A 26,633-nucleotide genomic window follows, 5' to 3' on the forward strand; every position below is an offset into this window, starting at 1 on the left:
ATTAAAACTTTTCGTCCAATAGGTTATCTGTGATCTCTTTTACCTTCGCTTTCCGAAATGTTAAATATTCATAGATGGCCTCAAGTTCAACAGGGTCAGGCTCCCATTCTCCGGGTGTGGAAAAGACAATATCCTTGATTTCAGCATCTGGAAATTGTTCAATTTTCTCAACATAGTGTTTGAACAACGTTTTTTGAGTTAAAAGGGGCCTGAAATTTTTGTATGTTTTCCCCCAATGGAAGTTAATAGAAGGAGCACGGTCCCTCAGCTTCTCTTTGCTCCTCCTTGAACTGTAAAAGCATCCTGCGTGATCAATCATATAGAGTTTGTTTTCGTCTTCTCCTTCATCAATAATTAAGTTCCAAAGATTATTTGAACGATCCCGGTTGTGCACCCAATGATCAAAAACCATCACCCCAGCCATCTCCTGTAGATTCTTGCATTTTTTAATGCGGTCCATATTGGTGGGCCGGGCTTTATTTTTATAAAAAATAGTACCAAAATGGGGGCCGGGCTTCACTTTGAATTCACTTATTTGAGGAGAGTTTTCAATAACTTCTTTTGAAAAGTAAATTACTTCTCCTTTGGCGATGGGAAGGGAGAGACGTTGAGCCAGGCGGTTTGCGATAATTTCGTGGACGAGAAGTTTGTTGGCATTAGGACTAATCGGATTGGACATGAATTTTACAACATATTGTTGGCCATCGTCACATTCAAAAAGCTGCGGCCTAGTTTTCCCTTTACTCATAGCTCCCACGTATTTAACGGCTTTTAGCATTTCTTCACCTCCTTAGTTTGAGAGCTGCTTTCATCACATCCGCATAATTTTGTCAATTCCAATAATATCTGTCAGCCATTCGTCGGTAACTATTTCTCCTGTATAGAGGCTGTTCATTCCTGAACCCAGGTCTATTGCCACTTTGCCGTATTTTTCAGCAATATGTGTAGCTAAAATTAAAGCATTCGTTCCTGCTGCAATCAGGCAGAGGTCAAAATCATAATTTGCAATTTCTTCCTTTACTCTTGGGATGTCCTCATATTCGTAAATGCTGATTGTGCCCACTACATCAAAATTCAACTTATCTTTATAAGTGGATTCGAGTCCTTCCTTAGCTTTATCAGCGATTGAGCTAATGAGTAGAATTTTCTTGTTTTTCAGCATCTTTTCAAACTTTTCACGTTGGGAGAACATGAGAACTCTTCTAAGGTTTGCTTCAAAGATATACTTTGGCTCAATGTTATAGGCTTCCAAAACTTTTTCCGTTAATAGTCCTCCATCCATTGTTTTAACCAGTGTATTATAGCCGACGATATCCGCCTTACGGACGGCTTCAACTACCTCATCACGTGTTTGGATGTTGGGAAATCGGATTCCTCTATGTTCAAACCCGCTTTGTTTACCTTGGTTGGCGACATGTGCTTCTGGATGGTTCATGAATTCCTCTTCTGAAAAGACGGTATACTGTGCCATCACAAAGGATTCTGTGGCACCAACAGAGATAACAGAAAGTGGGCTTTTTTGTTTCAAAGCCTTCAGTATTTTATTCATTAACTTACTGCTGCCGATCATTTTGCTATTTTCCATCTTTATTCCCCCTCATTTCATTTTGATAATAGGTGAGTGTTTCTTCTAAGCCTTGCTTCAAGCTCCAGGATGGTCTCCAGTTTAAATTCTTAATTGTATCCTCGATATCAAGACAGCTGAATCGGATATCTCCATCTAGTGCTGGAGAGTATTGTGGTGTGAGTTTGTCGGGAAAATGCTTACTTAACGATTCAGTTAATTTATTGATTGATGTTTTATCTCCCGTACCAATATTAAAAATCCTGCTATTTACGCTATTTCTTGTTTGCAGCGCTGCCAAATTTGCCATGGCCACATCCTTAACAAAAATAAAATCCCTAGTCTGTTCACCATCACCGTAAATGATTGGTCTCTTTTGGGAAAGGTAGCAATTGGTGAAGATGGTAACAACCCCTCCTTCTCCCTGGGAGCTCTGCCTCGGCCCATAAACATTTGAATATCTGAGAATGGTGTATGGAAGATGATAAAACTTGCAGTAAAGCTGGATATACATTTCAGAGGTAAGCTTGCTTGCTCCATAAAATGATAGAGGAGCTAACTTGTGATTGATTGGGATATTGATGTCTCCCGTTTCGCCGTAGACAGCGCACGAAGAAGAAAAGATGACTTTCTTTATGCCATATTTATTTGCATAGTCTAGTAATTTCATTGTTCCTATAATATTGATGTTGGCATCGTTTATTGGAGATTCAATTGATTTCGCTACACTTATTTGAGCTGCGGTATGAACTAAATAGTCGGGTTTTTCTTTTTTTATGATCTGCTCAGTTTCTTGAGAAAGGATGTCAGTTTGATAAAAAACAACATCCCTATGGAGGTTTTTCAGCTTGCCAGAGATTAAATTATCAATAACTATTACCTCATATCCTTGATCAAGAAGGAGATCTGTAACATGGGAACCGATAAATCCAGCTCCGCCCGTAACTAAAACTTTCAATAATTCTTTCACCCCTTTGTCTTATTTCCTATATGTTATGTGTGCATAAAGATTTAGTTAGGGCGAAGACTAGATAGTTAAATGATATAAGTAACTATTTTATCTAATTGCTTAAAAACAGTTTCAACTATAGGTAGATTAATGTCGTATGTGTAATGTACGTTTTTTCGGAAGAGAAGAGTAAGGGGAATTGTTGAAGTTCTAATAGAAGAGGCACTAACCCATCCTATGAGCATTGGAAACAAAAAAAGTTCAAAGGTGCTATATCCTCTCAGTTAGTTATAAAGCTAGTTAAAGCAATGCATATTTATTGAGAGCAAGCGATTCTCTATGAGGAAACTCTCAGTAATTCATAGGTTTTGCTATCCAAGTTAACGGTTTAATAGTCTATTAACCAGCCTTTTGATTTACGGAAGATCGACAAGAGTAAAACCCTTTGCCGGAAGCCGTGGCGTGGGTAATTGTGCAGTAGAGTCAGTGATCTGTACGCCTTCGTCCGGCAGCTTTTTTGAGATCGGAATGACAGAAGTGGAATGCATAGCCAGGGATATCTTTGGGAATGAGAGTCTTCCTTGCAGCTTTACCGTAACGGTTAATGACACGGAAGCCCCCCTAGTATCCTGCCTGCCCGGGGGATATCGTTCAAGATAATGATCCGGGGGAATGCGGGGAGAGCGCGGTTTTCCCATACAGGGTTGTGTTTATATCTCCATGACCTAATCGTTGCTGAATTTCCTTAACTCCTACTCAAGATTTAATTAGGAGAAAAACTATAGGCTTCTGACCTCAGGTGTTTTTCGTCTAATTCTGTAGCTTAGTAAAGTGTTTTGTAGATAGAAGTGAAATGAAAATGTCGTATGATATAATGAAAGAAATGAAAATTAAGGGATGGAGTAAGATGACTATTAAAACTAAACGGGATATTGAAGAGTTGTGGTCGTCATTTTGTGATTTTGCGCAGTACGATGAGAAGGGTGCCAAGCACTATCTGGTGTTTTCGGACAAGGAACGGAGCGGAGACTGGACACTGATGGTTTATCGTGATGGTTTGATCACGGCGCACGGCCGAGGCATCGATTATTGTGACGAAGGTGAGCGTGTATTGAAGCGGGAGGAAGCGAGTAAGTTTGTCTGGAAAAATCGTAAAGCGATTAATGCCGTAATTCGAGAGAAACGTAAGGTTACAACTTCATAAGCTTGATGCACAATGAAGGTAGAGGTTCTATAAACCGCTGCCTTTTTTTATTTTTCATTCAATTATTATTCGGTAATTCCTACCTGATTCAATCCATCTTCTGTGGCTAGACAGAATGAAATCCTCATTTGGGTTTTGCGAATTTAATACATATAAGAAAGAAACTCTATAAATCACTCCGAGGAGTAGGTAAGAGTTTCTTTCTCATTTTTTTAGCTTCTAGCTTAATATAACTTCTTTTTAATTGTGTTGAGGATCTTTTAGACATTTCTTTTGCTCATGACATATGGTAGCCTGGGCTGCTGCCAGTCGTGCGGAAGGAACACGAAAAGGAGAGCAGCTTACATAATCCATGCCTAAATCAAAGCAGAACTGGATCGATTCTTTTTCACCACCATGCTCGCCACAAATCCCTGTTTTTAAGGTGGGCTTTGTTTTACGCCCCAGTTCAACACCGCTCTCTACAAGCTTCCCTACACCTTCTTGGTCTAACGAAACAAATGGATTTCTTTTTAATATATCACTTTCTACATAATGCTGGAGAAACTTGCCTTCTGCGTCGTCTCGGCTGAATCCAAACGTCGTCTGAGTTAGATCATTGGTTCCAAAAGAGAAGAAGTCTGCCTCTTCGGCAATTTGATCGGCTGTCAGCGCTGCGCGCGGTGTTTCAATCATCGTTCCAATCAAGTAGTCGAATGCCTTACCTGTTTCTCCCTGAATTTGGTCACCAATCGTAGTTACCAGTTGGCGCATCTTCTTGAGTTCATTCACATGGCTGACCAAAGGAATCATGATTTCGGATGTAACGTTTATTCCTTTGTCCATCACATTGGCCATTGCTTTAAAAATGGCCATGACTTGCATTTCGTAAATTTCAGGATGCAGCATACCTAAGCGGCAGCCGCGATGTCCTAACATAGGGTTGGATTCTTCTAATAGCTTTACTTTTCGTAAGAGGTTTTGCTTTTCTTGCAGATCGGATGAATAAGGGTCGGTCAGTTGCAGCTTTGTCACCTCAACGAGCAGTTCTTCTTTGTCCGGCAAAAACTCATGGAGAGGCGGATCTAATAAGCGAACGGTAATCGGATGTCCTTGCATCGTTTCAAATATTTGCTCAAAATCCTGCTGCTGCATAGGCAGGAGTAGATCGAGAGCGTCTTTCCGTTCCTCTTTCGTTTCAGAAAGAATCATGCTTTGTACCGTAGGAATGCGTGAGGCATCCATAAACATATGCTCTGTACGACAAAGTCCAATGCCTCCTGCTCCAAATTCCAGGGCTTTCTCAGCATCGACTGGATTATCGGCGTTTGCTCTCACGCCCATTTTTGCTTCTTCGTCCCACCAGCGAAGCAGGACCTGGAATTCATCGGAAAGCTCGGGTTCGATCATTGGAATTTCGCCCAGGAAGATTTCTCCTGTTGAACCATCAATCGTAATCGTATCCCCGTGGTTCACAGTCGTAGACCCTGCGATAAATTGTCTCGACTCTAAGTGAATCTTTATGGAGTCGCAGCCGCATATACAAGCTTTTCCCATTCCTCTGGCTACAACGGCGGCATGGCTTGTCATGCCGCCGCGACTCGTAACTGTAGCCTGGGCAGCCACAATTCCGTGGATATCATCAGGTGTAGTCTCAGTTCTGACTAAGATAACCTTCTTTCCATCCTTTGAAAGTTTTTCGGCTTCATCCGGATTAAAGACGACTTGGCCTGTGGCGGCTCCAGGGGAAGCGGGTAAGCCAGCAGCTAGTTGTTCTCTTTTATGTCCAGGGTCGATCCGGTGGTGGAGCAGCTGATCAAGTTGATCTGGATCCACACGTAGAAGGGCTTCCCGTTGATCCATAATCTTTTCTTTTACCATTTCAACCGCGATTCGAATGGCTGCCTGGGCGGTTCGTTTACCTGTCCGTGTTTGGAGGATAAACAGATTCCCGCGTTCAACGGTAAATTCAATATCCTGCATATCCCTATAATGGTTCTCTAACAGCTTGCAAGTATCAACGAATTGCTGATAGACATCTGGCATTTCCTCTTGAAGGCTGGCAATCGACTGAGGTGTACGGATACCCGCCACAACGTCTTCCCCTTGAGCATTGATCAAATATTCTCCATAAAGCTTAGACTCACCAGTGGATGGATTGCGGGTAAAAGCCACTCCCGTCCCAGAATCATCCCCCATATTTCCAAATACCATACTTTGAATGTTGACTGCTGTACCAAGGTGTCCAGGGATATCGTGAAGGCGGCGGTATAAAATCGCACGCTGGTTATTCCACGAGTCAAATACGGCATTGATGGTAAGGAAAAGTTGTTCTTTTGGATCTTGAGGAAAGCTACGTTTCGCGTGTTTAGCCACAAGGGATTTGAACTCTTCAATGACCTGTTTCCAATCCTCTGCTAATAGTTCTGTATCGGAATGGTATCCCTTTTCTTCACGGATATCTTCTAACCGATTTTCGAAAAAGTAGTTATCTACATCCAATACGACATTACTAAACATTTGAATGAACCTGCGGTAGGAATCATAAGCAAACCGGGGGTTGTTTGTAAGTTCTGCCATTCCTTTTACCGTCATATCATTCATGCCAAGGTTCAAAACAGTATCCATCATTCCAGGCATCGAATGTACGGCACCTGAACGGACAGAAACAAGAAGCGGATTAGTTGGATCCCCTAATCGTTTGCCTGTTTTGGTTTCAAGGGTGTGAAGGGCTTCTAATACTTGGTATTCGACTTCTGGCGAGATCATCTGTCCTGCATCGTAATAGGCATTACAAGATGTTGTTGTAATTGTAAAACCGTAAGGAACGGGTAACCCGATTCGGGTCATTTCAGCTAAATTAGCGCCTTTTCCTCCAAGGAGTTCTTTTGTGCCGTTTTGAGATTGATCAAACATGAATACAAATTGGTTATCCATTATGCAAAGCTCCCCCTTTTATTAAACATGGCTAAAATAAGATCAGCCGTTTCTTCAATTGCCTTATTAGAAACATCGATGGTTGGACAGCCGATTTTTTTCATAATGTCTTCTGCACAAGCTAATTCTTCAAAGATCCTATCTAATGATGCATAATTTGCTGAGTTTGTTAATCCCATACTTTTTAGTCGTTCTTTGCGAATTTCATTTAACTTTTCAGGTGAAATGATTAGTCCAACGCACTTTCTTCTTGGAATGGTAAAAAGTTTTTGAGGAGGTGGGAGCTCTGGGATGAGAGGTACATTGGCTACTTTAAATTGTTTATTGGCTAAGTACATAGAAAGTGGGGTTTTTGATGTTCTAGACACTCCAATGAGGACGATATCTGCTTGTTTTAACCCACGAATCTCCTGCCCGTCATCATATTTCACAGCAAACTCAATCGCTTCCACTCTTTTAAAATAGTTTTCATCCAACTTTCTCATCTGCCCAGGTTGTCGATTGGGCTGCATATTGAATGTTTGCGTGAACGCATCCATCAGAGGGTACATTAAATCGACAGCCAAAATTCCTTCTTCTTCAGCTCTGTGGTCCAGGTGGTGCTTTAAATCTTGGAGGACAATGGTGTAAGCGATGATGGAAGGACTATACTTCGAATTAGTAATGACATTATTAATATCCTGTTTGTTCTCGACATAAGAAAAGTGCTTAATTTCGACTTCCTGTCCAAAAAATTGGCTTGCGACAGCCTTTACCATGAGTTCAGCTGTTTCCCCGATCGAATCTGACACGACGAAAACCGTTTCTTTTTTAGTCACTATCAATCTCCTTAATTGTAAAAGTAATAGAATCAGCCGAATGAAAAGGCCTGTGTAAGTATAGAACCCATATATTTCTTTTTACTTCCCTCCCTCTATGGAAGTATCTATTAATGTGTCATACTATTAAATAATTTTATGTTATTGTGACACACTATTTAGATGAATAGTATAGTATCATTGTTTGAGATTTGTTACAACAGAAAGATAGTTTTTATTTGAGAAATTTTTCTGAAGATTGAACATTCAATTGTCTTATATCTATTATGTGACGGGACAGAAAGCTTATCTTTCCGCGATCAAAAATGGAGCGACCCGAGAAATCCCGGCTTATTATCTCTCAACTTCTTTGAAGATGGATATCGTGTACACAACGCTTGATAAGTTATTGGAAAGGGAGTATTTCCTCTCACATACAGATTGTTTGATACAATCGGACCAGAGCGTGCATTACACCCGCCCGTATTTCCAAAATAAATTGAGGGCCTGGGATTGGGTCAGTCGATGTCTCGGCGAGGGGAACTGTTGGGACAATGTCCCGCTGGAATCTTTCTTTGGACACATGAAAGACGGAATTGACTTCAAGTTACTCATCTAAATTTGAAGTCAAGCAAGCGATTGAAGCATATATGGAGTATTACAACAACCATCGGTATCAGTGGTACTTACAAAAAATGACCTCGGCTCAATACCGAGGTCATCTCTTACCAGCTTAGCGCTTATTATTATACTGTCCATTCTTAGGGTTATAGTTCAACTTAGGCTGTACCTTAAATTGATACACCGGTTTCTCTTTTACTTACTATTATTTTTCGCCCGAACATCATCAGGTGAGCCGTTGCCAGGAGTCTCATCTGGAGGTCCCTGACCTGGTTTACCGTCTCGCCCTTTACCAGGCACATCATCAGGTGGGCCATTGACTGGTTTATTGCCGCCTTTTATAGGCTTATCTGATTCTACAATAGCACTTCCACCGCCTCGCCGTATAGCTTCTGCGGTTGGAGTGACCTTACCATTTTTGTGGAATTCTATGCCGGTCGCTGCACCAATTCCTTGAACCGCTGTTGCAGGAGAGAAACGGTGGCCTATTTCTTCCCATTCATCCTTCATGTTTTCGAATTCTTCGTTCCAATAATTCACTTCATAATCAGCTCTGCTGTCAAAATTATTTCTCTGGCTGACTCTTGGTTCTGCAAACGCTTCTGGCAGGGACATATTGAAATCTAGATGGCTCATCATAATCTGTGATACTGTCGTGAGAATAGTATCACTGCCAGGAGCTCCCAGGGTCAGGACTGGCTTTCCTTTTTCCATAACTAAAGTAGGGGACATACTGCTTAACGAGCGCATGCCCGGTCTAGGATAGTTGGGATGGGAAGGATCTTCGGACGGTGTACGTCCGTACAAGGCATTATTTAATAAGAAACCATGATCTGGAACAACCATCCCATTTCCACCAATGGAGACAATCGTCGTCGTATAGCTTGCAATATTTCCATCTCGGTCCGATACAGAAGCATGGATAGTGGATTCATCTGCTTCTAATTTTTGTTCAGTTTGATCTTCTAATCGTTTTTGTTCCTCTTTAATTATTTCTTCTTCTTCCTCAATAGTAGTCGATGGATTCGGGGAAGAGTTAAACATTTGGATATTCGCTTCTGCTGGCTCTGCAGGTTCCTCTTTGTTTTCCCATTCCTGTACATGGATGTTATCCATAAAGAAGTCAATATCGGAATTGGATTCGAAATTGATGCCGCTCAGCAAGAGTTTTCCTTCCGAATAAGAAAGTTGATCTTCTTCACTCAATGGGTGAACAGCAAGCCATTCATCTGGTTCTTCTTCGCCTTCTTCCCAAATTCCTACTTTTAGGTTATTGTCCTCTTCTACAAAACGCACATTATGCCACTCTGTTGTAAGAGGAAAATCCAAACGTTTTAAAGTAGAGAATCTTGAATCCTTTGAGCGGAGCAAAACAGCTTCTTCTGTTTCCGTGTTAATTTCTAATCCATACCCATTTTCAGGAATAGAACTGCCTGATCTCCAAACATCTCCCTGAAGCCATATTCTAAGCCGCTGATCATTGCCTACGTTTGAAGCTCGAAAGGACATCTTGAGTTCTGGATTTTTAAATGTATCCATGTTTGCGGTAGCACGGCCGTACGCACTGCCCCTGCCTTCTTTTTTCTGGTTGAGAGAAAGCTTTCCTGTGTTATTCTCCAGGACAAGGGAAGCATCATCTGGACTGCTTAGTGGACCGGTATCCAGCCGGTGAAACTTTTCTTTGCTCCAAATTTCTCCGTCGTTTCCATTGAAATCATATGAGAAATCCGTTTCTTGTACAGGTTTGTCGGGTTTCAGATTCGGATTCTTTTCATAAGGCCACGGATTTCCTGGCGCAATTTGACCATGTGCGGCTCGGTCATCTTTAATTTGCTGGTTTCTTTCTTGGGCAAAGCCTTTTGATAGCAATCCTTGGGTTGGAACATAGGCTTTCTCCGGATCTCCGATATATTCGCGGCGGTCCGCAATGGCAAGTCGCGTTGCTTCCATAAAGTAGTGGTACGCTTGGGTTTTAGACATTTTACTTATTTTGTACTGGTCTAAAATGTTAAACGTTTCTCCTATAGTAATGCCGCCGCTTGAAGATGGCGGGACCCCGTAAATATCATACTTTTTATACTCGGAATGTGTTGCATCATAGGTTCTAGTTTCATAATCAGCAAGATCTTGAGGCGTTATGTTTCCTTCTATGATGGTTTCATCTCTCCAAAGGGAACTGACATCTGAGAAGTCAGGATTTTCTACTAGTGGGGGCTGGTTAATAGTTTCAATGATTTCACCAGCTATTTTCCCTTCATAAAAGGCGCTGCTTCCCCCTTCGGCTATGGAACGGTACGTATTTGCAAGGTCCTGATTTTTTAAGATATCTCCTGGTTCAGGAGGGTTGCCTTCTTCATCTAAAAATAGTTCGCGTGTTGAATTGAAAAGCCGAAATCTTTCCACGTTTTCTTCTACTTCTCTCACGAAGTTCGCATCGACCTCAAATCCCTCTTCCGCGACCTCGATAGCAGGGGCCAATACTTCTTCTAGAGACATCGTCCCGTAAGAATCTAAAGCTTCTTCCCAGTTCTTCACTGTGCCGGGGATGGAAAAGGCGGCTCCACTTGAGATACGCTGTGCTGAAGGAGCGATCAATCCTGTCTCTTCATCTGTATAAGCTGTCTCATCAAAAGCCTGAGGGGAAATGGAGCGGCTGTCGATTGCTACTGGTTTTTCTTCATCCTCCATATGTATAAGCATCATTCCACCCCCGCCGATTCCTCCTGAAAACGGGCGGGTCACGCCTTGAGCGGCTGCAACAGCTATTGCCGCATCAACCGCATTTCCTCCTTGCTTAAGAATTTGCATACCAGCATTCGATGCATCTGGGTCCTCAGAGGCCACCGCCCCTCCATAGCCAGTCACAGAAGAATCCTGCTCTTTCATCCCTGATGCCTGGCCATGTCCGGGGAGAACAAAAGCCGAACTCAGCATAAGAATAGCGGCCGAGGATGATATCCATTTTTTATACTTCAATAAAACGCCCTCCTTTTTTCTTAATATTCTTACATTTTATAATAGTAATAGAAATAGTTGGAAAAATAAAGGTTATATTTATTTGTTTAGCTTATATAAGACAAAGGTCTTAATATTTTAACGTTTTAATATGGAGCCTGACCCATCCCTGCTAAAGTAGTAACGCGCGGTGTCAGGCACTATCACTATGGATGGCGTATTTCCAAACCGAAGATTGCTCGCCACGAAGTGAACAATGCAAAATTCTTATATTTAAAAACTAACACCGTGACGAATTTAGAGGTGGATCTTCAATACATTGGCTTTTATTTATGTCATCTCACCAGCAACTTTAAGCTCGCCAACTCCCATACTATGGTCCCGAAACTTTCATCCCCTACTTCAAATCACCTACCCTTATCTAGTTACAAGTTATTATTTTCCTCGAAATGAAAGGAATTCCAATGTTCACTATTGAAGTGGTATAGACAACAAACTTTGAAGGAGGATGATGATTGATGAAGAAAAAAGTCTTATCAATGGCTTTAGCAGGTACTTTACTTGCTACTGGAGCAGCAACAGGAACAGTATTAGCAGGTGACAACAGTGCCAACGGCCCAAACTATGAAGGTAATGAAACGATAAAAAATGAACGCCTTCACAATTATGAAGAGATGGTCAAAGTATTAGAGAAGGCTGACAGTCAATCTGAAGCTATGGAGCTTGAAACTTACGGAGAGTCTGTGAAAGGACGAGACTTATACTTAGCAAAATTCGTTTCTGATGAAGATAACCCTACTGTATTATTTCTTACACAGCAGCACGGCAATGAGACGTTAACGACAGAAGGGGCTCTTAAACTTATTCAGAATTTAACTTCAAACGGTAAGAAAACTCAAGAAATTCTAGACAACGTGAATGTTCTTATTGCTCCACGCTTGAATGTTGATGGGGCTGAAGGAGATGTTAATTTCTCTTTAGATGATTATGTATCAGGTACACATACGCGCTATAACGCAAACGGAGTTGATTTAAATCGCGACCACATAGATCGTGAACAGCCTGAAACGAAGGCCTTTCATGAGAATGTTTTACAAAAGTACAGCCCGGATTACATGATTGATCTTCACCACCAGGGTACACAAACGACACTAGGTGATTCAGATGAGCTTGTGTCCGGTTCTATTCTTTATCCGACAACAGAGAATGTAGATGATGAAGTGCTTCAACGTTCGAAGCAGCTTGGTTCTGTTGTTTACAATGCTGTAAGTGATAAAGGCTATGGCTTACTTTCTAAGTATCCTGGTGGAACAGCAGAAACGATCAGCCGTAACGGTCTTGCAGTAGAATATGATGTCGCCACGTTATTGTTTGAAATGCGTGGAATGGCCGATCACCAAAACGAAGATTATGTCCTGGGACAAAAGAGCAACGGGAAGCTGATTAAACAAGCTGTTACTGCAATGGAAGCAACACTCGAAGCTCTAGCTGATGGTTCTATTAACGATGCAGACACGTCCTTCTGGGATGACCTTCCTGAAAGTGGTTATGGCGAATAACAACAATTTGATGAGTGGAGAACATGAAGAAAAAATTATTCACTGTTGTCAGTACTCTAGCCCTTTGTTCAAGTTTAGCGTTGCCAACATATGCGGCAGGGAACCATCCAGGTACGCCTGAGCAGCAAAATTACAACAGCTCTGGTTTTACGGACTATGAACAGCTTGGCAAAAAACTTGAGAAGATTGAACAATCAAGCCAAGGTCGTGTAGAAGTTGAAGTTGTAGGTCAATCCAACAACGGTCGAGATATTCACCAAGCACGCGTCGGCAACGGCGATCGTGTCATTTTAATCGAAAGTGAAATTCACGGCAATGAAAAAACCGGTACGGAAGCGGTTTTAAATATACTTAAGCATTTAGGGTCCAGCAGTTCCCCTGATGTAAAAGCCATGCTAGAAGAGGTTACACTTGTCACGCTGCCTAAAATGAATCCAGACGCTTCAGAACTCGATCGCCGTGGGAATGCCATGTCGTGGGATGAAGTATTACGGGACTTCCCTCAACTAGAGGCAGCCAGTGGTCCGACGTGGAACCACTACTATTCGGAAAATGGAGCTACTTTGCAAGGGGATGACTATTCTTCTCAACCTGGATTTGATGTGAACCGAGATTTTAATCCAGATCTAGACTACACTCCTAATCCAGAAGACGTGCCAGGTTCTTCTTCAGAACCTGGATGGTATATTACACCTGAAGCTCAAACCGTTCGCGATGTATATAAAGGATTAGAAGAAGAATTCGGTAAAGTAGACGTGTTTGTAGACTTACATCACCAGGGACTTTATTACGTGGAAGGGACTTCAGAACCCGTCACACTGTCGCTGTCTGGACAATTCGTTCCTGATCCATCAAGCGAAGCAGGTGCTAAATATGAAGAGTATGAAGACAACTATGACTATGACTTCTCACGCCAGCTAAATTTGGCTGCTTATGATGCTCTTCAATCTAAGGGAAGTTCCCCATTTGACAACATTACATTGTACAGTCAAGGTTTGGACTTGCCGGGTACTGCACTTGGCTCTTTTGCTTTAAACGGAAGTGGAACCGTTCTTTTTGAAGTTACGGGACAAACACAAAGCATGGGGCAAAAGAAAAAAGGAATGCTTGTTAATGCCGTAGAAACAGGGTTACAAGCAATTATTGAGAGCGTATCAGACGGATCTGTGAATGAGATTGACCCAGAGCGCTATGAAGATATTCCGGAAACAACTTATCAACCAGGAATTTAATAGTAAAAAAGGGATGGAAGAAAACCCTAGTAAATTAAACTGAAAGTGGCCCGCATCGAAATGATGCGGGCACTCTTTTTGTGATTTTCTTTTATTTTGGCTCTGTTAAAGTGGCTCTAAAATATATGTTTGGGTTTTAGAAAATTATTCTTAAATATGATTCGGGAGGATACAATTGTTACACCAGGGTTAATAGTTTGGAGATGTTTACTGAAGAAGAAAGAGTAGTGTACTTTAAATACGTTGATCGCTTTGATTGAAGAATACTTAGAGGAGCGCACGGATCATGGTGTAGTTAATAATGACCTGGTAGCGATCGAATTTCTGATTGGGGAAAGTGGAGAAGGAAAATCCGACAAAGAGAAGATGTACATATGCTATATTGGGACAAAAAAGAGGAAGGGATATTATGGGATGTCCTGTAGATTTACGGGAGCAAATTTTAGAACAACTAAAATATAGCCGGCTTGCGAAAAATCATAGGCCCGGCCATTACGATGATCTGGAGTGCTTTCTCGTAAATGTTGGCCACGAGTCCCAAACCGGCAACCATGACCACGGGCGTATTTTTCGATTCATGAGGAATAAAAGAATGGATCAAAGACTGAGTATCCTGGGAATCTCCTACCTGAAAATCATCCATCTCTTCAAGCGTGACACTGTCTTTATCCCCAGCGCCAGCATCAGAAGAAGCACTTGTGTTAGTGGGACTGCTTTCCTCACTAGTTTGGTTTTCATCTGTCTCCTCACCTTCATTGCTTGTATTGGTACAAGCGCCTAGTAGGAGAAGAGCTTGGTGTAACAATTGAATTCCTCGGCTCATATTTAAGAATAAAGAAAAGCCTCTCAAAAGTTTATAAACTCTTGAGAAGCTTGTAAATTTAGTTGACGATATTAAAAAATAGTCAAATTGTTCTTAAACTCTATTTATAAACCACAATAAGTTTTAATACTTTATGAACAGTATCCAGAAATAATTCAGTCACCAAAAACATCACCTAGATTTCAAAATAAATAAATGGGTCTTTAAACGTTTGGACTAATGCATTTTTAAAATATTTGGTTCACAAGATAGAAGTAGTTGCTAACGTCTGGGGTATCTTTTAATGGCTATTCCATCACTTTACCAATCATCCGTTCAACCCATTGATGGAGAAGGTTATTGTACCGAGGCAAATTTTTATGAATTTTAATGACCACTTCTTCATTTTAAAAGAAGAGATGGGGGAGTCAGACGAGGGGCCGCGTGACCTGAATAGAATTTATTACAGAGAAAAGATCTATGATTATTTATGCAGACGGTCTTAGAGAGCTACATTTAGTAAACTAGGAAACAATATTCAAAATGTTAGTGAAACTATGGGTGGAAAAGAGTTTCATGATGAAATCATAAGTGAGGGTATTACCCTGATAGAGATGTATACTCGCGACCATAAGTGTTTAGGAGTCATTGATAAAGGTATTTTAATCCCTTACCTCACAAGCTGCTACCGCCAATTATTTAAGATAATAATGTACTCTATCTATTTGAGCAAATTCATGAACAGCTTATATATAGATATTTTTTTAGGGACTGTATCAAAATGAATTTTTAAAAAATTAAAACCCAGTTAAGGTAGATAAAATTACATCAAAACAAGCAACTCCTTATCACTTTTGAAGTGACGCGGGTTTTTTGAATGAAGTCGACTTCTATCCCCTATTGATAACCCTTATTTCATATGTTGAAGTTGAATCACATGTAGAGTACAGAAAAGATGGTGCCGAGTTCGTTATGGACCTTGTGCACGATTACGCGATCACGCCGGTTCACACGGATACGCCTCCTAATTTATTGCTTTTACATCTGGTTTTATGTACTATGGATAAGAATTACGTACACAACGGAGGAAGAAAAATTAATGAGTAAGGAATTTATGTCGTCAACTACGAGTGAAGCCCCTGATTCTCAACCGAGTAATGACAGTCCATCTACGCAGGATCCAGATCATTGCAGCCAACCAATCTACTTAATTAAGGCGGTGGATTACTTATGTTAATAGCTACGCTGACTTTGCTGCTTGGCATCATCGTGATTCTCGCTATCATCGCCGCAAATGGTTATTTTGTCGCCCAAGAGTTTGCGTACATGTCTGTCGACCGCTCCCGGTTACGCGCACTGGCCGATGAAGGCGATAGTGCAGCTAAACGTGCATTGGCGGTCACAAAGCGGACATCATTTATGCTTTCTGGAGCTCAACTTGGTATTACTGTTACAGGTCTACTCATTGGGTACGTTGCCGAGCCTCTTGTGGGTGAAAGTCTGGGCGTACTGCTTGATGGGGTCGGTGTGCCTGCCGCGGTCAGCATCTCGGTCGGTACTGTGCTGGCTTTGGCTGTGTCGACGGTTGTGCAAATGATCTTTGGTGAGTTGTACCCTAAGAACCTTGCGATTGCCAATGCCGAACCATTGGCTCTCAGGCTCGCTCATTCAACGAATATTTACCTTGCGATTTTTGGATGGTTGATTAAGATTTTTGATCAGGCAGCCAATAGATTTCTAAGGCTTCTGAAAATCGAGCCAGTCCATGACCTCGATAGCAGTGCTAATGCTCGTGACCTGGAGCACATTGTGGCTGACTCTCGTGAAAGCGGTGATTTGCCAAAAAATCTGTCTATCGTACTAGATCGAATCCTGGACTTTCCGCAGCGCGACGTCGAGCACGCAATGACACCGCGATCTCGCGCAGATACTGTGGAGCCGGAAATTACCATTGGTGAGGTGCGGGCCTTGATGGCTAAGGAACATACCCGTTATCCAGTTATTAATTCCGATGACGAACCAATTGGTGTTGTGCACCTTGTCGATGTACTGGCCTCATCTTCGGCTAACGATGAACCTGTCACTTCGATTATGAGACTTCCGCTGGTCGTTCCCACTGTAATGTCGCTGCCGGAGGCACGAATGCGTATGAGCGATTCAAAAAACGACCTCGCTTGTGTCATCGATGAGTATGGCGGCTTTACCGGAGTATTGACATTGGAAGACTTGGCTGAAGAAGTCGTGGGTGAAATTTCGGACGAGCACGACAGCGAACTACCGGCGGTCTTCGAATCTGAAGGGGAGGACTCATGGCAAATGAGCGGAGATGTTCACGTCGATGAGGCCGAACGTGAAATCGGTTATCAACTGCCGCGTGGTGATTATGAAACGGTAGCCGGAATGCTTATTGCACAGCGTGGTAACCTCCCTGCTGTCAATGAAACAATCACGGTTGAGCTGCCTGAGGACCCGGCAGACCTCGTTCATGATGACCCTGTCCGCCATTATTTAGTAGCGCGGATAATCGAGGTAGACAGTTGGGTTCCCACCTTGGTCTATTTGACAATAGATGAACCAGAAAATGATATTGATCCTGAAGCGACTCAGAAACAGGCAAGGAGGGGAAAGGATGTCTAACCCCTTGATTATAATTTTAGTGACAATAGCAATCATTTCACTAAGCGCGTTCTTCGTTATCATTGAATTTGCGCTCATTGGAGCCCGGCGCCATCGACTCGAAGAGGAAGCGGTCAACAGCCGTGGCGCCCAAGCTGCATTGCGATCAGTGAATGAACTTACAGTCATGCTGGCAGGGGCACAGCTGGGAATTACGGTATGTACGTTCGCCCTCGGTGCGGTGACTAAACCAGCAGTCGATGATTGGTTTTCACCGATATTTGCTGATGTGGGGATTCCATACTGGCTGGCCGATGGAACTTCTTTCTTCTTATCATTGCTGATTGTGACGTTCCTGCATCTCGTCGTTGGCGAAATGGCACCAAAATCGTGGGCGATCGCGCACCCTGAGGCCTCGGCAATCATGGTCGGTTTGCCCTCCCGCGTATTCATATGGCTATTCCGGCCAATGCTTTTTTGGATAAATAATATAGCCAATCGTCTCGTGAAGGCTTCGGGTGTGGAACCAGTCGATTCCGCTGCGATTGGTGGTCAGGATGCTGCGACCATCCGACACCTTGTGGAATACTCGGCTAATGTCGGTGCGCTGGACGCGTCCATCCGCAGACCGATTTCAGGTGCTCTTGATTTGGAAACTTTAAGGGTCGCTGACTTACTTCCGAAAGAAATAGGTCCAACAGCGGTGGATTCAGATGCCACGGCACATGATGTCCAGAAAGCAACAGAACGTACCGGTCACAAACGCGTCCTCGTTATGACAGAGGGTGAAGGGCCCCCGGGAGTCCTTCATGTTCGTGATACGCTGCTTGAGCCGGCGGACCGGCCGGCGAGGGAACTTGCGCGCCCTTCGTTCGTCCTGCATCCGAACACACTCTTACATGAAGCTCTTACGAACATGCGGCGGTCCAGTGAGCAGCTGGCCGTGGTTATGGACGGTTCTAAGTTCCTGGGCGTCATCACAATGAACGATGTCTTTAACAATGTGCTGCCTCGCCTGAACGACAATGATTCATAAAAGAAGCTGTATCAAAAGGTTATTAAAAATGACTTTTTGACAGCTCCTTTTTCCTGTTTTATATACAATAAAATCGCCTCTTTTCGGTATAATGAAGTCACCACAACCCATTATCGAAAGTAGGCGATTTTTTATGAGTGACCGGAATTTCGGAGTCAGCCCCCGGTACGTTCATCTATAAAGTACTATATTTTTGATTAAATAAAGAGTGTTTGTTTAGCAGTTGACCAGAGATATTTACAAACAAGCCATTAAAAGTATTTAGAAATAATCTATTTCAACCTTCTCCATCAGTGAGTTGAACGGACGAATGGTAAGTTGATGGAAATAAAGCCCTAGGCGTTAGCAAATTCCGCCTGGGGTTTCGTTTATATAGAAGTTTGGCTTTATGATTTCTAGTTCGCGAGTATCTAACAATAATAAAACACCTTCAGCTTATCTTTCCCATCGATCGTAGCGAGCAGCACATCCTTCAGCTCGTTCTGGAACTGGGCGTTCAGCTCCGCTTTTACCCAGCCCTCCCGTTTGCCTGCCGCAAGCAGCTCTTCCTTTAAAAGCTTTCTTTCTTTAATAATCGTTCTCGGCAGGTCAAACGGCTGTACGGTCAGCTGGAGATCCCCGGGGGTATCCACTCGATCGCTGTCAGGCTGTGCTGGGGTTGAAAGAAATCCATACGTTCACGTCCTTTTTATGTAAGCTTTTATTAGTTTGTGCGGCTCTGCTTTTCTTAAACAAGGACGCGCTTTTTTTTTAAAAAAACCCTCTTCTAATTACTCATTTTCTCTTTTTTTTATATAGAATGAATGTAACAGTGAACGGAAAACGCCTCTGTTTTTGACTATGATGAGGGGGGCAAGTATATTTCTAGGCTTGTAATTTTCAAATTCCATATGTCGGAAATTACTGGAATCGTTGACATGGAAAAGAAAAGTGTAATGTTGTATCTACCCGGGAAAAGAAAGAAGAAGATCTGATAGTTGGAAAATTCTCTTAAACAAGGAGAAAAGCAATTGTTGAGAATTCTAAGGAGGAAAGCATAAATGGCTGATCAAAACACTGAAAACCAAGAAACTATCAAGAACATTAAAGACTTGATTAAAGATGAGAAGGTGGCAATGCTGACCACGTTATCTCAAGAGGGCAGGCTGATGTCCAGGCCAATGCATACGCAGGAAGTACAAATGGATAAGGGAGAAGTCTGGTTCATTACAAAAAAAGATACGGATAAATATGAAGATATCAAACGTAACCCCGCCATTAATCTGGCATATGCAGGAAGTTCCTATGTATCAATCAGCGGAAATGCTGAATTTGTCCAGGATGATCATAAGAAGAAAGAATACTGGAATAAGATTATCGAAAAAGTGCTGAACGCATCTGCCGATGACCCGAATGTTGTACTGGTCAAAGTGACACCTGAAATCGCTGAGTACTGGGAGTCCGGTGTGAGTGTCAAAGTAGTTAAGGAATTTGTGAAAAAAATGACAAGTAGTAAATCAATAGACGAAGGTAATAATCTAAAAGATACTGTTCATTTTGATGATAATTCAAGGTAACTATGGGGGATGTTCTGAGTATACCTGCATGAAGGGGAAGGTCGTCCCTGTATTCTTTTGCTGCCACTAAAAATAATCCTTCCAGCGGTTTGGAGGAATATAATATCTGATGGTGCCTGCCCCCGTCCTGCTAAACACTAACGCAGTTGGGGACAGGCATTTTCACTAATATGGTTTTCTCATGTATAGTTAAAGCATAAAGCAGGAAGAGTGACTCGGACCTGAATATAACCAAGGGGGAAATAGAATGCGGAGGATCATCTTATCGACTGAAAGCGGTGCTGACTTACCGGGTGATTTAGCTGAAAAGTATGATATTCAAGTCGTTCCTATGCACATCATTATGGATGGAAAGGATTATTTAGACGGTTCTTTGCCGGTTCAGGATATTTATGACTACTATGAACGTACGAAGAAGATCCCCTCCACTACTGCGACAAATACTCATGAGTATCAAGAGTTTTTTTCAACGATAAGAGAGAACTTCCCAGATTGCACCATTATCCATATTGGTTATACATCAAAAGCGTCTTCTTCTTTTCAAAATGCTGTAATTGCTGCGGAAGAATTTGAAGACATTTTTCTCATTGATGCTTTGAACGTTACGGGAGGATTAGCTGCGATTGTATTGTATGCCGCTAATTTATTAGAAAAAGAACCTGACATTAAACCGGAACGCTTAGTTGAAAAAATAGAGGCAGTCGTTCCTAAAGCAAGGCTGGCTTTCATCCCAGGCAGCCTGGAGTTTCTTAAAGCGGGAGGACGGGTAAGCAATATGGCTTCTCTGATTGGAACGCTGTTGAAAATAAAGCCATGCATAGAGTTGAAGGATGGAAAGTTGATGTCTACAAAGAAATACCGCGGGAAAATGAGTGGAGCTACTGAAAAACTCTTGAATGATTATTTGAATGAATTCAACATCGATAGAGAGCAGCTTTATTTTATATACTCGATCGGACTCGATGAAAAAATCAAGCAGCGGATGGATGAGGTGGCGAAAGAAAACGGATTCCAAAACATAAGATGGATCCAGGCGGGCGGTATGATTTCGACTCATTCTGGAGCTGGGGGCTTTGGGGTAGCAGGGTTAGAAGAATAGTTTTAAATATAGTGCTGCCCCCGTCCTGCTAAAGAACTAACGCAGTGGGGGCAGGCACTTTCAGTAAAGAAACTAGTATTAGAGTTACATCTATAAGATATTCGTTGTTGCTTTAATTCCTATGTTTCTGTTAAAAAAATAAAATCTCAGTTTCTCAAAATAATGTAAATAAGATAAATGATATACATACTCAGAAGGATGAAACCCTCTCTTTTTCCGATTTTATAATGGGTCCTCGAAAATAAGAGCAATAACAAGCTCAATGCAATCATAATCATCACATCGGTAAATATCTTTCCATTCACAGGTAAAGGCGTAATGACCGCTGAAGCCCCGAGAACAAATAAGATATTGAAAATATTGCTGCCGACCACGTTCCCTAGTGCAATTCCACTTTCTTTCTTTAATGCAGCGGATATGGAAGTTACTAGTTCAGGAAGAGATGTACCAATCGCAATGATGGTTAATCCTACTAATGTATTACTCATTCCGAGATCATAGGCAATCGCTGTTCCGTTGTCCACCACCATGTCTCCGCCAAAAATAATAGCGGCTAAACCTGCTAACGTTAAACCCGTGTTTTTGCCCCACTTAATATTTGAAGGGATTGGTTCATGGATGGATTCTTTCCGGCTTTTCATGCCTACTTCAATCACATAGTACATAAAAATAGATAAAAACAATAAAAAGATGATGCCGTCCCCGCGTGTTAGCAAGTTTTCACTTAACCCCTGTAATTGGTTATCACTGATAAGTACGAGTAAAGCTCCACTAGCCAGAAGTATGAATGGGATTTCTTTTTTGGTTGTTTCACTCTCTACCATTAACGGATAGAGGAAGGCTGCAATACCTACTACTAAAGTGATATTAAAGATATTACTTCCAACCACGTTTCCCAGTGAAACTTCAGCATTTCCTTGTAAAGCTGCAATGATGCTGACTGTTGCCTCAGGTGAGCTTGTGCCAAAAGCTACAATCGTTAACCCTATTAAAATGGGCGGGACACGGAGCAGCCTGGCAATGTTGGAAGATCCATCAACGAATAAATCTGCCCCTTTAATTAATAAACCGAAGCCGACAATTAATAATATGTAAGCCATAGTTACTCTTCAAACTCCTTTTATTTTTAATCGTTTACCCATATTTATAAAAGAGCGCTTCAATCACGAAGCGCTCTTTGTGTATGACTACCGGTCTGGGATAATTTCTTCCGGACATTTTCGTTTAAAGCATCCATCTCTTCAATGAACTGTTCACTCGAAGCGATGATCCGCTCGGACGACTGCTCTGTCGTTTTCAGAGCTTCGAATACGTTATCGAAAGACTCCTGAAGAGCTTCCATACTGATTGCCGGATTCTCCATCATTTGTGTCGTCTCTTCCGCATTCTCCTTCAGGTTCCTGGAGTTCGAGACTAGCATCTGCTCGGTCGCTTTATTGACGCCGTTCACCGTATCGATCACTTTCCGCTGATTATTCAAAGCCAGCTGAATCGAAGCGGAAACGGTAATAATATTTTTCGTCAGTGTAACTGCATTACGAATCGATTCCTTCAGTTTTTCATTATTTTTCTTAATAATATCTACAGAAGAAATACTCTGATGCAACACGCTCTTCATCTGGGTCATGTTTCTCGTACGTGTAATGATTTTCTCTTTTCCTTCTGTTAGCAGTGCCAGGTCGTATTCACCCTCAGCTTCTTTTTCTTTCAAGAGCTCAAACAGCTTCTTCCCAAGGTAGATTTGCTTGTCCAGGTCATAAATACGCTTCTGGGCGTTTTCTTTGATAATCTGCAATTCAACACTGTCTTCCTCAAGGCGGTCTTTTCCAGACAGCAGACTGCGAACAACCGTATCAATCTTTGAGTCGACGGTTTCATACTTCTTCATGTAGCGGTCGATGGGCTGCTGTTTGCTTAGTTTATAAAAGAATTTCTGAAAGCCGTTGCCTTCGGTGCGCTTCGGATCAAGGTCCGACACAATAACCTCGAGTTCACTCAACGTTTCAGGAATGTCGTTATTACCTTTGGTCATAAGGTCGTTTACCGGGCGCTTCAACGTTTCCATCGTCTCCCCGGCGACGCGCTGTTCTTTTTCTCCGAGGTCCCCGAGTTCTCTCATCACTTCTGAAAGGGAGTCGTCCCTGGAAGATTTGAACCTTTCCGCGTAAGCTTCGGCTTCTTCGTTCAGGCGGTCGATATCTTCTTTTTCAATAAGAGTCATCGCTTCTCTTAAGTCCTGATGGTTCATTTCAGCCTCTTTGTCTCTATGGAAAGAATTTTCACTCATGTCCATATCTCCTATCTGCCATGAATTGTTTCGAACAAAATAAACGTAGGGTAGCTAAACATCTTTTTACTTCTGCGAGAAGAAGTTCTTTTCTTCTTTATTATACTTGGAAGTAATGATTCCCTTGCTTCTGGCAAAATTCTGAGCATAACTTTCTTCTTCTTTACGCTCAAGTGTTTCGATGAACTTACGCAAATCGTGCATCGTTTCCAACAGTTCATCTTTCCTGTTTTCCTTATTTACATCCGACAATCGCTGAAACGATCTGATGAAGTCAGGAACGTCTTTGTCCATCATCGTTTCAAGAGCGTATTGTTCTTCTATTTCAAGTTCTTCCATTCGTTTGAATTGTTTCACTGTCCGTTTCTTTAGAGACGCCCATTCCTTTTGCAGATCAGGGTGATTCTCGAGAAACGGGAAGTCCCAGCCTTCGAGGATCGCTTCTCCTGGATGTTCCAAAGTTGAGTCCTCTCCTGATGTTTCCCTTTTCTCCACGTAGGAATTCAAATACGTAAACAAAGCATTCGAAAAATCACGCAATGTGTCTTCGAGCCCTTTTCTTCTCGTGAATTCTTCTTTTAATAACGTAGTGACCAATGTGTTTTCTTCTTCTCTCGTTTCAAACCGGCCAAGCAGCATTTGCGGCGGCTTACCGTACACTTCGATCATACCCTTGAATGTGTTGGAAGTTGGGATTACTACGGTGAAAAAAACACCGTTCCAATAGACATCCAAAATATATCTCATGTTCATCTCTACCAGTTCTTTTACTTGCAGATCGAAATAAACAGGGAGCTTCCCTTTGATGACCTGCTTCATCTCTCTCATCGTATGAAAATCGATGTAGTGCTGGTATTCGGAGGTATGCGGCATGAATGTTCTTTCCAAATTCTCAAGCGTAGAAGAGTAGAAGTTTTCCATACTTCATCACCCCCTTTTGATTCCTTCGTTTTCCGCGACAAATTGTTTCTATATTACTTCAAGAATACCACAAATCGGAGTTTGATATGAAGAAATGACTATGTACTCTCTGCAAAGGAGGGTGGTTTCACTTTTGCTCATTTCTTTACTAAACCTCCATAAAATGGACTTATTTGAGGGTTCCATACTATTGACTAAGCACATCTATGTGGTGATATAATAATATATATTATATTATAATTATTTTAGTTTGAGATCAAGTGCTGTCACACAAAAGTGTGGCAGCATAATGAATTTTAAGGGGTGAATGAAGTTGATTACCATTCTCATTTAAAATGAAGGGGTTGAGAAAATTGACTGCAAACGTGAGAAATATCCCTCGAAAAACTGCACAGAAACCTTTTAGAAATAATTGCTTAATCAGCGGATTCAAGATAAAGGAACATATGGAGTTAATAGCTGCTATTCTCAGCGGAATAATGATATTAACCGCATGGGTATGGGGAAATCAATTGCCTTATTCCATATTTGTTACCTTGCATATCCTGGCATTTGTAATAGGCGGGTTTGCTAAGGCTAAGGAAGGCATCCAAAAGACGATGGCCGAACGGGAATTGAACGTAGAAATGCTGATGATTTTTGCTGCCATTGGCTCTGCTTTAATTGGATACTGGACAGAAGGTGCTATTTTAATCTTCATTTTTGCATTAAGTGGAGCATTAGAAACATACACGATGAACAAGAGTCAGCGGGAAATTTCCTCACTGATGGATTTACAGCCTCAAGAAGCTTTGCGTATTAAGAACGGGGAAGAAGAATTAGTCTCTATAAATCAATTGCATATCGGTGATCAAATACTTATAAAAGCAGGGGAAAGAGTTCCATCTGATGGCACAATTATCAAAGGGAGAACGACTATCGATGAAAGTGCTATAACAGGGGAATCCTTCCCTGTCTCTAAAGAAATGCAAGAAGAAGTGTTTGCCGGGACCGTCAATATTAATGGAAGCATAACGGTAGAGATCACCAAACCAGCCAATGAAACACTTTTTCAAAAAATCATTACACTCGTACAATCGGCACAAAGTGAAAAGTCTCCTTCCCAACTTTTTATTGAACGTTTTGAAGGAACTTATGTAAAAGCCGTGCTGGTCGTTGTGGCAATTATGATGTTCTTACCACATTTTGTTTTTGGCTGGAGCTGGACGGATACTATTTATCGAGCAATGATCCTGTTGGTAGTAGCTTCCCCCTGTGCTTTAGTAGCCTCTATCATGCCTGCCACCCTCTCTGCTATTTCGACAGGAGCTCGTAATGGCGTCTTATTCAAAGGGGGCGTTCATTTAGAAAAACTTTCTCACTTGCAGGCAATCGCATTTGATAAGACAGGGACATTGACCAATGGGAAGCCTGAAGTGACAGACCTAATCACTCGTTCAGACAAAGAAGTGGCTGAAATACTATCCATCCTTTCATCCATAGAACGTGAGTCTAATCACCCTATAGCTCAAGCAATAGTCAATTATACAAATATGCTGCCTGACGTTGAACGACTAGAGGTTCAACATATGCAAGATATTCCCGGGAGTGGTGTAACAGCTGAAATTGATGGAGTGACCTGGAAAATTGGAAAGCCAGGCTTTCTAGGGAAAGAAGCTGCTGAATCTTTTCAAAATGGCGTGTTAAAAAAGTTAGCCGAACAAGGTAAAACGGTTGTATTTATCGGAGATAAATACGGTATAGCGGGGTTAGTAGCACTTAAAGATACCGTTCGTGAAGAAACAAAAGATGCTATCCAAGTTTTGCGAAAAAATGGAGTCTATACCGTTATGCTGACGGGGGACAATGAAACTACCGCTGAAGCAATCGCAAAAGAAGCAGGAATGGATAATTATGTGGCCGAGTGTTTGCCGGAAGAAAAAGTGCAAGAAGTTAAACTTTTACGTAAAGCTTATGAGAATGTAGGGATGGTCGGGGATGGGATCAACGATGCACCTGCATTAGCTACCGCCAACGTAGGAATAGCTATGGGAGCAGGTACGGACGTTGCATTGGAAACTGCAGATGTTGTTTTAATGAAGAATGATCTTCCGAAAATCGCGGAAGCCATTCAATTATCTGAACGGATGAATAAAGTCATAAAACAGAACGTCGTCTTTTCGCTTCTTGTCATCATGCTGTTGATTATCTCCAACTTTCTCCAGGTACTTGACCTGCCACTTGGAGTCATTGGCCATGAAGGCAGTACGATCTTAGTTATATTGAACGGGCTGCGTTTGCTTAAAACATAGCATCCATCTATAAAACAGGTTTTTTAGCTTCAGAGTGCAGGATAAAAAGGCATAGAGTCGGTGAAAGAAGCTGTACACTCTATGTATCCATCCAGGAAGGGTACTGGGCCTTATCACAGGTTCTTTTATAGCAGTAATTACGATAATAATGATTCAGGGGTTAATTCATCTCTACTCTGTTGAACGTTTTCATATCCCAGGGTCCTTATTTTAAACGTATTACTACCA

Annotated in this window: 22 protein-coding genes; 11 read left to right on the top strand and 11 right to left on the bottom strand. The window is 41.9% G+C overall.

The features are described 5' to 3' along the window. Position 1: 1 nt before the first annotated feature. From O2Q26_RS04785 to O2Q26_RS04795, 3 genes are read right to left on the bottom strand one after another with little or no spacing between them, the layout of a single operon-like run. Positions 2 to 778, bottom strand: coding sequence for a HipA family kinase (locus O2Q26_RS04785; protein ID WP_289214809.1), 777 nt, complete (start codon positions 776 to 778; stop codon positions 2 to 4). A 33-nt stretch (positions 779 to 811) separates the two neighbouring features. Then, a complete protein-coding gene (locus O2Q26_RS04790; RefSeq protein ID WP_289214810.1) occupies positions 812 to 1,585 on the bottom strand; it encodes a GT-D fold domain-containing glycosyltransferase in 774 nt (257 codons plus the stop codon). After that, positions 1,575 to 2,534 (bottom strand): NAD-dependent epimerase/dehydratase family protein, encoded by a 960-nt coding sequence (locus O2Q26_RS04795; RefSeq protein WP_289214811.1) that lies wholly within the window; start codon positions 2,532 to 2,534, stop codon positions 1,575 to 1,577. The genes O2Q26_RS04790 and O2Q26_RS04795 overlap by 11 nt, the downstream gene beginning before the upstream one ends. A gap of 465 nt (positions 2,535 to 2,999) precedes the next feature. On the opposite strand from O2Q26_RS04795, the gene O2Q26_RS19025 reads away from it, so the two are divergent. Next, positions 3,000 to 3,173, top strand: coding sequence for an HYR domain-containing protein (locus O2Q26_RS19025; protein WP_352232221.1), 174 nt, complete (start codon positions 3,000 to 3,002; stop codon positions 3,171 to 3,173). A gap of 247 nt (positions 3,174 to 3,420) precedes the next feature. Further along, complete coding sequence (locus O2Q26_RS04800; RefSeq protein WP_289214812.1) at positions 3,421 to 3,717, top strand: hypothetical protein; 297 nt, start codon at positions 3,421 to 3,423, stop codon at positions 3,715 to 3,717. Between the two features lie 240 nt (positions 3,718 to 3,957). Here the strand turns inward: O2Q26_RS04800 and ppdK are convergent, their stop codons facing one another. Then, positions 3,958 to 6,633, bottom strand: a complete 2,676-nt coding sequence (ppdK, locus tag O2Q26_RS04805; RefSeq protein WP_289214813.1) for a pyruvate, phosphate dikinase — start codon at positions 6,631 to 6,633, stop codon at positions 3,958 to 3,960. Continuing rightward, positions 6,633 to 7,451: a pyruvate, water dikinase regulatory protein gene (locus O2Q26_RS04810; protein WP_289214814.1), complete on the bottom strand. Its 819-nt coding sequence runs from the start codon at positions 7,449 to 7,451 to the stop codon at positions 6,633 to 6,635. Before O2Q26_RS04810 ends, ppdK begins: the two co-directional genes overlap by 1 nt. Positions 7,452 to 8,026: 575 nt before the next feature. On the opposite strand from O2Q26_RS04810, the gene O2Q26_RS19030 reads away from it, so the two are divergent. After that, positions 8,027 to 8,167: an IS3 family transposase gene (locus O2Q26_RS19030; protein WP_352232210.1), complete on the top strand. Its 141-nt coding sequence runs from the start codon at positions 8,027 to 8,029 to the stop codon at positions 8,165 to 8,167. A gap of 79 nt (positions 8,168 to 8,246) precedes the next feature. Here the strand turns inward: O2Q26_RS19030 and O2Q26_RS04815 are convergent, their stop codons facing one another. Beyond that, the gene (locus O2Q26_RS04815; RefSeq protein ID WP_289214815.1) at positions 8,247 to 11,027 is read right to left on the bottom strand and encodes a gamma-glutamyltransferase; all 2,781 of its coding nucleotides are present in this window, start codon (positions 11,025 to 11,027) and stop codon (positions 8,247 to 8,249) included. 497 nt (positions 11,028 to 11,524) lie between these two features. Between O2Q26_RS04815 and O2Q26_RS04820 the strand changes: the two genes are divergently transcribed. Then, entirely contained in the window at positions 11,525 to 12,565 is a 1,041-nt protein-coding gene (locus tag O2Q26_RS04820) for a M14 family metallopeptidase (RefSeq protein WP_289215304.1), read from the top strand. 23 nt (positions 12,566 to 12,588) lie between these two features. Beyond that, positions 12,589 to 13,797: a M14 family zinc carboxypeptidase gene (locus O2Q26_RS04825; protein ID WP_289214816.1), complete on the top strand. Its 1,209-nt coding sequence runs from the start codon at positions 12,589 to 12,591 to the stop codon at positions 13,795 to 13,797. Positions 13,798 to 14,248: 451 nt separating this feature from the next. Here O2Q26_RS04825 and O2Q26_RS04830 read toward each other — a convergent pair whose 3' ends face one another. Further along, complete coding sequence (locus O2Q26_RS04830) at positions 14,249 to 14,602, bottom strand: hypothetical protein (protein WP_289214817.1); 354 nt, start codon at positions 14,600 to 14,602, stop codon at positions 14,249 to 14,251. 1,096 nt (positions 14,603 to 15,698) lie between these two features. On the opposite strand from O2Q26_RS04830, the gene O2Q26_RS04835 reads away from it, so the two are divergent. From O2Q26_RS04835 to O2Q26_RS04845, 3 genes are read left to right on the top strand one after another with little or no spacing between them, the layout of a single operon-like run. Beyond that, positions 15,699 to 15,836 (top strand): hypothetical protein, encoded by a 138-nt coding sequence (locus tag O2Q26_RS04835; RefSeq protein WP_289214818.1) that lies wholly within the window; start codon positions 15,699 to 15,701, stop codon positions 15,834 to 15,836. Then, a complete protein-coding gene (locus tag O2Q26_RS04840; RefSeq protein ID WP_289214819.1) occupies positions 15,830 to 17,236 on the top strand; it encodes a hemolysin family protein in 1,407 nt (468 codons plus the stop codon). Before O2Q26_RS04835 ends, O2Q26_RS04840 begins: the two co-directional genes overlap by 7 nt. After that, positions 17,229 to 18,251, top strand: coding sequence for a hemolysin family protein (locus O2Q26_RS04845; RefSeq protein WP_289214820.1), 1,023 nt, complete (start codon positions 17,229 to 17,231; stop codon positions 18,249 to 18,251). The genes O2Q26_RS04840 and O2Q26_RS04845 overlap by 8 nt, the downstream gene beginning before the upstream one ends. 410 nt (positions 18,252 to 18,661) lie before the next feature. Here O2Q26_RS04845 and O2Q26_RS04850 read toward each other — a convergent pair whose 3' ends face one another. Continuing rightward, positions 18,662 to 18,883 (bottom strand): YetF domain-containing protein, encoded by a 222-nt coding sequence (locus O2Q26_RS04850; RefSeq protein ID WP_289214821.1) that lies wholly within the window; start codon positions 18,881 to 18,883, stop codon positions 18,662 to 18,664. Positions 18,884 to 19,291: 408 nt separating this feature from the next. Between O2Q26_RS04850 and O2Q26_RS04855 the strand changes: the two genes are divergently transcribed. Further along, entirely contained in the window at positions 19,292 to 19,807 is a 516-nt protein-coding gene (locus O2Q26_RS04855; protein ID WP_289214822.1) for a pyridoxamine 5'-phosphate oxidase family protein, read from the top strand. A gap of 247 nt (positions 19,808 to 20,054) precedes the next feature. Beyond that, a complete protein-coding gene (locus tag O2Q26_RS04860) occupies positions 20,055 to 20,906 on the top strand; it encodes a DegV family protein (protein ID WP_289214823.1) in 852 nt (283 codons plus the stop codon). 146 nt (positions 20,907 to 21,052) lie between these two features. Here O2Q26_RS04860 and O2Q26_RS04865 read toward each other — a convergent pair whose 3' ends face one another. The 3 genes from O2Q26_RS04865 to O2Q26_RS04875 form a co-directional block, all read right to left on the bottom strand. After that, the gene (locus O2Q26_RS04865) at positions 21,053 to 22,006 is read right to left on the bottom strand and encodes a calcium/sodium antiporter (protein WP_289214824.1); all 954 of its coding nucleotides are present in this window, start codon (positions 22,004 to 22,006) and stop codon (positions 21,053 to 21,055) included. A 59-nt stretch (positions 22,007 to 22,065) separates the two neighbouring features. Next, complete coding sequence (locus O2Q26_RS04870; protein ID WP_289214825.1) at positions 22,066 to 23,193, bottom strand: toxic anion resistance protein; 1,128 nt, start codon at positions 23,191 to 23,193, stop codon at positions 22,066 to 22,068. Positions 23,194 to 23,259: 66 nt separating this feature from the next. Further along, positions 23,260 to 24,114, bottom strand: coding sequence for a hypothetical protein (locus tag O2Q26_RS04875; RefSeq protein WP_289214826.1), 855 nt, complete (start codon positions 24,112 to 24,114; stop codon positions 23,260 to 23,262). Between the two features lie 374 nt (positions 24,115 to 24,488). On the opposite strand from O2Q26_RS04875, the gene O2Q26_RS04880 reads away from it, so the two are divergent. After that, positions 24,489 to 26,405: a heavy metal translocating P-type ATPase gene (locus O2Q26_RS04880; RefSeq protein ID WP_289215305.1), complete on the top strand. Its 1,917-nt coding sequence runs from the start codon at positions 24,489 to 24,491 to the stop codon at positions 26,403 to 26,405. Positions 26,406 to 26,633: the final 228 nt, after the last annotated feature.

The sequence above is a fragment of the Halobacillus campisalis genome, from assembly GCF_030345335.1.
Classification (GTDB): Bacteria; Bacillota; Bacilli; order Bacillales; family Halobacillaceae; genus Halobacillus_A; species Halobacillus_A campisalis.

Excerpts from the sequence above, each read along its gene's own strand:
- O2Q26_RS04785 (WP_289214809.1), bottom strand. The coding sequence starts at position 778 with ATGCTAAAAGCCGTTAAATACGTGGGAGCTATGAGTAAAGGGAAAACT.
- O2Q26_RS04790 (WP_289214810.1), bottom strand. The coding sequence starts at position 1,585 with ATGGAAAATAGCAAAATGATCGGCAGCAGTAAGTTAATGAATAAAATA.
- O2Q26_RS04800 (WP_289214812.1), top strand. The coding sequence starts at position 3,421 with ATGACTATTAAAACTAAACGGGATATTGAAGAGTTGTGGTCGTCATTT.
- ppdK (WP_289214813.1), bottom strand. The coding sequence starts at position 6,633 with ATGGATAACCAATTTGTATTCATGTTTGATCAATCTCAAAACGGCACA.
- O2Q26_RS04820 (WP_289215304.1), top strand. The coding sequence starts at position 11,525 with ATGAAGAAAAAAGTCTTATCAATGGCTTTAGCAGGTACTTTACTTGCT.
- O2Q26_RS04825 (WP_289214816.1), top strand. The coding sequence starts at position 12,589 with ATGAAGAAAAAATTATTCACTGTTGTCAGTACTCTAGCCCTTTGTTCA.
- O2Q26_RS04835 (WP_289214818.1), top strand. The coding sequence starts at position 15,699 with ATGAGTAAGGAATTTATGTCGTCAACTACGAGTGAAGCCCCTGATTCT.
- O2Q26_RS04840 (WP_289214819.1), top strand. The coding sequence starts at position 15,830 with ATGTTAATAGCTACGCTGACTTTGCTGCTTGGCATCATCGTGATTCTC.
- O2Q26_RS04845 (WP_289214820.1), top strand. The coding sequence starts at position 17,229 with ATGTCTAACCCCTTGATTATAATTTTAGTGACAATAGCAATCATTTCA.
- O2Q26_RS04855 (WP_289214822.1), top strand. The coding sequence starts at position 19,292 with ATGGCTGATCAAAACACTGAAAACCAAGAAACTATCAAGAACATTAAA.
- O2Q26_RS04860 (WP_289214823.1), top strand. The coding sequence starts at position 20,055 with ATGCGGAGGATCATCTTATCGACTGAAAGCGGTGCTGACTTACCGGGT.
- O2Q26_RS04865 (WP_289214824.1), bottom strand. The coding sequence starts at position 22,006 with ATGGCTTACATATTATTAATTGTCGGCTTCGGTTTATTAATTAAAGGG.
- O2Q26_RS04870 (WP_289214825.1), bottom strand. The coding sequence starts at position 23,193 with ATGAGTGAAAATTCTTTCCATAGAGACAAAGAGGCTGAAATGAACCAT.
- O2Q26_RS04875 (WP_289214826.1), bottom strand. The coding sequence starts at position 24,114 with ATGGAAAACTTCTACTCTTCTACGCTTGAGAATTTGGAAAGAACATTC.